Source organism: Deinococcus sp. (assembly GCF_030523985.1).
Lineage (GTDB): Bacteria > Deinococcota > Deinococci > Deinococcales > Deinococcaceae > Deinococcus.
Map to the genome: position 1 here is coordinate 45,841 of NZ_JAUNHK010000003.1, position 4,849 is coordinate 50,689.

Sequence of the window (4,849 nt, forward strand, 5' to 3'; positions counted from 1 at the left end):
AGCACCAGCATAGGCGAGGCGGCAGCGCGGGCCGAGAGGCGCTGGCAGAGTTCTGTCAGACGCAGGGCTTAGTCTGGTCTCATGTTTGGTCGCCGCGTCCCTCCCAACGTCGTATTTTTGCTCAGCCTGCTGCTGGCCGTCGTTTGCGGACTGATTGCCTACCGCGCCTTTACGGCCCACAACCAGCTCGGGGCCATCATTGCGGGCCTGTTTGCCGTGTGGTTCGCGGTGGACGCCGTGCGCTCCTTCGGGTGGGCACGCCGCCGCTGAGCCTCCCCGACCCGGCCCCGCCGCGCTAGGCTGCCAGGCATGACCCATGCTCTGGACGCCCATATCGAACGTGGCCTCGAAGACCTGCGGGCGCTGGTCGCCCTGCCCAGCGTGTCGGCGCAGGGCCGGATGCTGCCCGAAACCGCCGCCTTCGTGGCCGACCTGCTGCGGGCCGAGGGGTTTCAGGTCGAGCAGTTTGCCGGAGAGGTCGCGCCTATCTTGCTGGCCGAGGCGGGCGACGGCCCCTTTACCCTGCTGATCTACAACCACTACGACGTGCAGCCCGAAGACCCGCTGGAACTGTGGGACAGCCCGCCTTTCGTCCTGACCGAACGAGAAGGGCGGCTGTACGGGCGCGGGGCAAGCGACGACAAGGGCGAAATCGCCTCGCGGCTGGCGGCGGTGCGGGCCGTGCGCGAGCGCTTCGGCGGCCAGTTGCCCCTCAAAATCAAGTGGCTCATCGAGGGCGAGGAAGAAGTGGGCAGTCCCAGCCTGGAAGCCTTCGTGCAGTCGCACGCCGAGCGCCTGCGGGCCGACGGCTGCTGGTGGGAATTCGGCGGCATCAGCGAAGGTGGGCAGCCCATCCTGTCGCTGGGCCTGAAAGGGGTGATGTGCGTCGAGTTGCGCTGCCGGGTGGCCCAGAGCGACCTGCACAGCAGCCTCGGCGCGGTGATAGACAACCCGCTCTACCGCCTCGCCCGCGCCGTTGCCAGCCTGCGCGACGAGCAGGGCCGCGTGACCATTCCCGGCTTTCTGGACGACGTGCGCCCGCCCAGTCAGGCCGACTTGGAAGCCATCGCCCGCATTCCCGGCGACGGTCAGCCCGTGCGCGACGCTTTCGGGGTGACTCGGCCCCTGGCGACGGGCCGCGACTATAACGAGCGCACCAACCTGCTGCCCGTGGTCAACGTGAACGGCTGGGGCGGCGGCTACCAGGGCGAAGGCAGCAAGACCGTGCTTCCCGCCGAGGGCTTCGTCAAGCTCGATTTCCGCCTCGTGCCCGACCAGAACCCGGTCAAGATTCTGGCGGCGCTGCGTGCCCACCTCGCCGCACAGGGGCTGGGCGACATCGAAGTGACCGAACTCGAAGCCCACCAGCGCCCGGCCCGCGCCGACGCCGCGCATCCCTTCGTGCAGGCGTGTATCGCAGCGGCCCGCGAAGCGCACGGGGCCGAACCCATCGTCCACCCGTCGAGCGGCGCGAGTGGCCCCATGTTTCCCTTTACCGCGCCCGCCGCGCTGGGTGGACTGGGCGTCCCCTGTGTGACGGCGGGCATCGGCAACCATGCCGGGCGGGTGCATGCCCCCAACGAAAACATCCTGCGCGAGCATTTCGGGCGCGGCGTGGCTTTCGGGGTCGCCCTGATGACCCGGCTGGCGGGCGCGGAAACTGGCGGTCAAGCGGGTTGACGACCTGACCTTCAGCCTTTTTGCCGCCCATCCTCTGTGACATGCCGCAGAAAGACTGAACCCGCTAGACTGCCGGGCGTGTACACCTGGTTCGATGCGCTGCTCGTGACGCTGCTGGCTATTGTGACGGCCCTGGGAGTACAGCGCGGACTGATTGGCCTGGTCTGGGGGCTGGCGAGCCTGCTGATCTGCCTCCTCGCCAACGCGATGCTGCCCAATCCGGTCATGGCCGCGCTGCTGGCCCTGGCGCTGAGTGTGGGGGTGGCCTATGTGTGCGTGCGCCTAATTCACCGCCCTCATCAGCAGCCCTGGGCGCGGCTGGCGGGCGGCCTCGGCGGTTTCGCGCTCGGCACACTGCTGGTCGCGGCCCTCACGCTCAATTTCCCGCTGGAAGTGCGCCGCACGGCCCAGGGCGAGACGGCCACCTACCCGGCGACCACCCTGCCCGAACCGCTTCACAGCGCAGTCGAGCGTTCCATCATCAAGGAAGGACTGATGGGCGTCTGGGAAAGTAGCCGTGTCCTGCGCCTGCTGGTCATTCCTGACCGCGCCCGCTGAAGCCGCGCCCGTCCTCTACACTGCCCCGCATGTCACGCTCCTTTTCCCCCTTTGCTGCCCTCGCCGCTCTGGTGCTGGGCGGCTCTCTTTCCGCACAGGCCCAGTTGTGGGCCACCCCGCAGGAGACGGCGCGGCAGCCGGTGCTCAAGGGCTTTACCGCCCAGGAGCAGGGCAAAGTGCTGCGGCTGGAGGGCACCACCGTGACCCTCGATACCGTCGCCGGACGGGTGGTCGGCGTGCTGGTGGAGGGCCGCGACGTGGCGAACGTGGCGCGTGGCCTGAGCGCCGCCTGGGGCACCGACCCCGAGGACGCGACCCGGCTGGCCGCCCAGCTTTCGGCCAAGAGTTTTCAGAGCCGCGCCCGGCTGGGGCTGGTGCAGCCTTCCGACGAGAACGGCACCGACCTGCTGGCCGTTCGGCTGACTGGCAGCGGCAACACCCAGCGCTGGCGTATCTACTCGGCGCTGAACATCATCCCCGAAAGCCAGTTTCCGTCCACCCGCAACGTGACGGGCAAAGCCAGTGCGCCCAATGTCATCCACGTCCTGAGCGACTTTCAGTGCCCGGCCTGCCGTCAGCTCTGGGCCACCGAATTGCCCAAGTGGCGCAAGCAGCCGGACGTGTATCAGGTGCATTATCACCATTTTCCCCTCAGCTATCACGCCAACGCCGCCGCCGCTGCCGAGGCGAGCGAGTGCGCCGCACAGCAGGGCAAATTCTGGAACTACGCCGACGAACTGTTCGCGCAATTCAGCCGCTGGAGCCGGGTGGACGCGGCCCAGGCCCAGAAGCAGTTCGGGGAGTACGCCAGCCGCCTCAAGCTCGGGCGTCCGGCCTTCGACCAGTGCCTGAGCAAGCACCAGACCAAGGCCGAGGTCGCCCGCCAGATGAAGGGGGCCGACTCGCTCTTCCTGACCGGCACACCGACGATCTACCTCAACGGCGTCAAGCTCACGGACTGGTCGCCGGAAGAAATGCGCCGGATCCAGGCAGTGACCAAGGCTAAGCCGGGCGCCGCCAGCGTGATAGAGGCCCGACTCAAGACCTTCAGGTAAGACTATTCAGACTGGCCGCCAGCCCCTCGGGCAAGGCCTGCGCGACCCGCTCCAGCGTGCGGCGGGCGGCGGCCTGCACCATCTTTTCGAAGGCCGCGCCGCCCCAGCCCTCGGCCTCGGGGGTGGCGAGGTGGGCACGGAACTGGAAGTCGAAGTGCATCTCGCCCCCAACTGCCTGCGCCTTCCCGCTGACCTCGACCCAGGCCCGTTCACCTGCAAGGGGCAGGGGACGCAATTCGGCTCCCTGGGGCGCTTCGTGAATCTCGCTGCAAAAGGGCAAGTCCACCTCGCCCAGCATCGGCACCTGCACGACCAGTTCACCGCGCACCTGCCCGTCTGCCGAGGTCAGACCGCGCAAAAAGCGCACACCTGCCAGGGACTGTGCCGGGTCACGGACGAAGGCCAGGGCCGCCGCTTGTCCCTGCGGATGCCGGAGCATGAACTGCTGCGCCGCTTCGAGAATCATGCCGCGCGGCCTGCTTGCTGGCGGGTCAGTCCACCCATTCGATCACCAGCCGCCCGGATTCGACGGCTTCCTGAAGTTCCTGGTCGCCCGCGCTGCGCAAGCGGGGCAAGTGGGCAAAGCGGGGCGTCGCCGAAGCGTAGCCCAGACGCACCACCACGCTGTCGCTCAGTTCGTCCTTGCCGATGCGCCAGACCAGATGCCCCCCCAGAGCTTCTATTTGACGCGCCAGTTCGGGGGGTAACGCAGAAGCAGACATGCCCCGCATTGTAACGGCCCCGCCACGCTTGCAACCACCGACCTCAGATGCTATCTTCCCCCTCGCTGCTTCGGCAGGCTCCCGAAATGGGTTGTTAGCTCAATGGTAGAGCAGCTGACTTTTAATCAGCGGGTTCTCGGTTCGAGTCCGAGGCGACCCACCAAAATTTCCCCGTCATTGACGGGGTTTTTTGTTTCTTGCCCTGCGGGCTGTCGCCCTGCTTGCTTTGCCCAATTTGCGAGCCTTTCAACTTCCACATGAGAAGGCGTCACTCGTTTTCCAGTCAACTCTAGGGTTCCCTTCCCCCGGAAAGCTCTGGAGCAATTTTTCGGAGACGGAGAGCATGACATCCACCTGGGCGGACACCTTTGACTGAAGCGTCCTTTCGGTGTAGCCCCCCTCCCCCTGCCCTCTTTCAGCGCAGTAGCCCGACCGTCCCTACGCCACGTCTTCCAGCTTGGCCGGGTCAGCCGGTTCGAGGGTGTGGCGCTGCAACTCGGCGGCCCGCGCCCGTGTGCGGCACAGCCGCGAGCCGACCAGCGCCCCCAGCAGGTCGAACCACCAGTCCTGAATCCCCGCGTCCCGGCCCGGCACGAAGGCCTGGTGCACCTCGTCTACGGCCCCCCACCACACGGCCACGACCAACGCCAGACGCGGCTGCCCGGTGGCGCGGCCCAGGCTGTAGGCCAGCGCCAGATAGGTCAGAAAGTGGGCCAACCAGTCGAACGGATGGACGAGGGGTGGCCCCGGCGTGTCCGCCGAACTGCTCAACCACCAGATGCCCCACAGCAGGGCCAGCGCGGGCAACCACCAGCGCCGCTGGGCAGGACGCGC

Annotated in this window: 7 protein-coding genes and 1 tRNA gene; 5 read left to right on the forward strand and 3 right to left on the reverse strand. The window is 67.5% G+C overall.

Going from position 1 to position 4,849, the window contains the following annotated elements; genetic code table 11:
* Positions 1–81: 81 nt before the first annotated feature.
* From Q4C89_RS01195 to Q4C89_RS01210, 4 genes are all read left to right on the forward strand, one after another.
* A complete protein-coding gene (locus Q4C89_RS01195; protein ID WP_303100783.1) occupies positions 82–270 on the forward strand; it encodes a hypothetical protein in 189 nt (62 codons plus the stop codon).
* A 39-nt stretch (positions 271–309) separates the two neighbouring features.
* Positions 310–1,680 (forward strand): M20/M25/M40 family metallo-hydrolase, encoded by a 1,371-nt coding sequence (locus tag Q4C89_RS01200; protein ID WP_303100784.1) that lies wholly within the window; start codon positions 310–312, stop codon positions 1,678–1,680.
* Positions 1,681–1,758: 78 nt separating this feature from the next.
* Entirely contained in the window at positions 1,759–2,238 is a 480-nt protein-coding gene (locus Q4C89_RS01205) for a hypothetical protein (protein ID WP_303100785.1), read from the forward strand.
* Between the two features lie 29 nt (positions 2,239–2,267).
* A complete protein-coding gene (locus tag Q4C89_RS01210; protein ID WP_303100786.1) occupies positions 2,268–3,293 on the forward strand; it encodes a DsbA family protein in 1,026 nt (341 codons plus the stop codon).
* Here Q4C89_RS01210 and Q4C89_RS01215 read toward each other — a convergent pair.
* Both Q4C89_RS01215 and Q4C89_RS01220 read right to left on the reverse strand, forming a co-directional pair.
* Positions 3,286–3,759: a DUF3809 domain-containing protein gene (locus Q4C89_RS01215; protein ID WP_303100787.1), complete on the reverse strand. Its 474-nt coding sequence runs from the start codon at positions 3,757–3,759 to the stop codon at positions 3,286–3,288. The two genes, Q4C89_RS01210 and Q4C89_RS01215, sit on opposite strands and share 8 nt — an antisense overlap.
* A 25-nt stretch (positions 3,760–3,784) precedes the next feature.
* A complete protein-coding gene (locus tag Q4C89_RS01220; protein ID WP_303100788.1) occupies positions 3,785–4,024 on the reverse strand; it encodes a DUF3248 domain-containing protein in 240 nt (79 codons plus the stop codon).
* 79 nt (positions 4,025–4,103) lie between these two features.
* Here Q4C89_RS01220 and Q4C89_RS01225 point away from each other — a divergent pair.
* Positions 4,104–4,178, forward strand: a tRNA-Lys gene (locus Q4C89_RS01225).
* 275 nt (positions 4,179–4,453) lie between these two features.
* Here the strand turns inward: Q4C89_RS01225 and Q4C89_RS01230 are convergent.
* Positions 4,454–4,849, reverse strand: a 396-nt coding sequence (locus Q4C89_RS01230; protein ID WP_303100789.1) for a VanZ family protein, incomplete at its 5' end; no start/stop codon positions are given.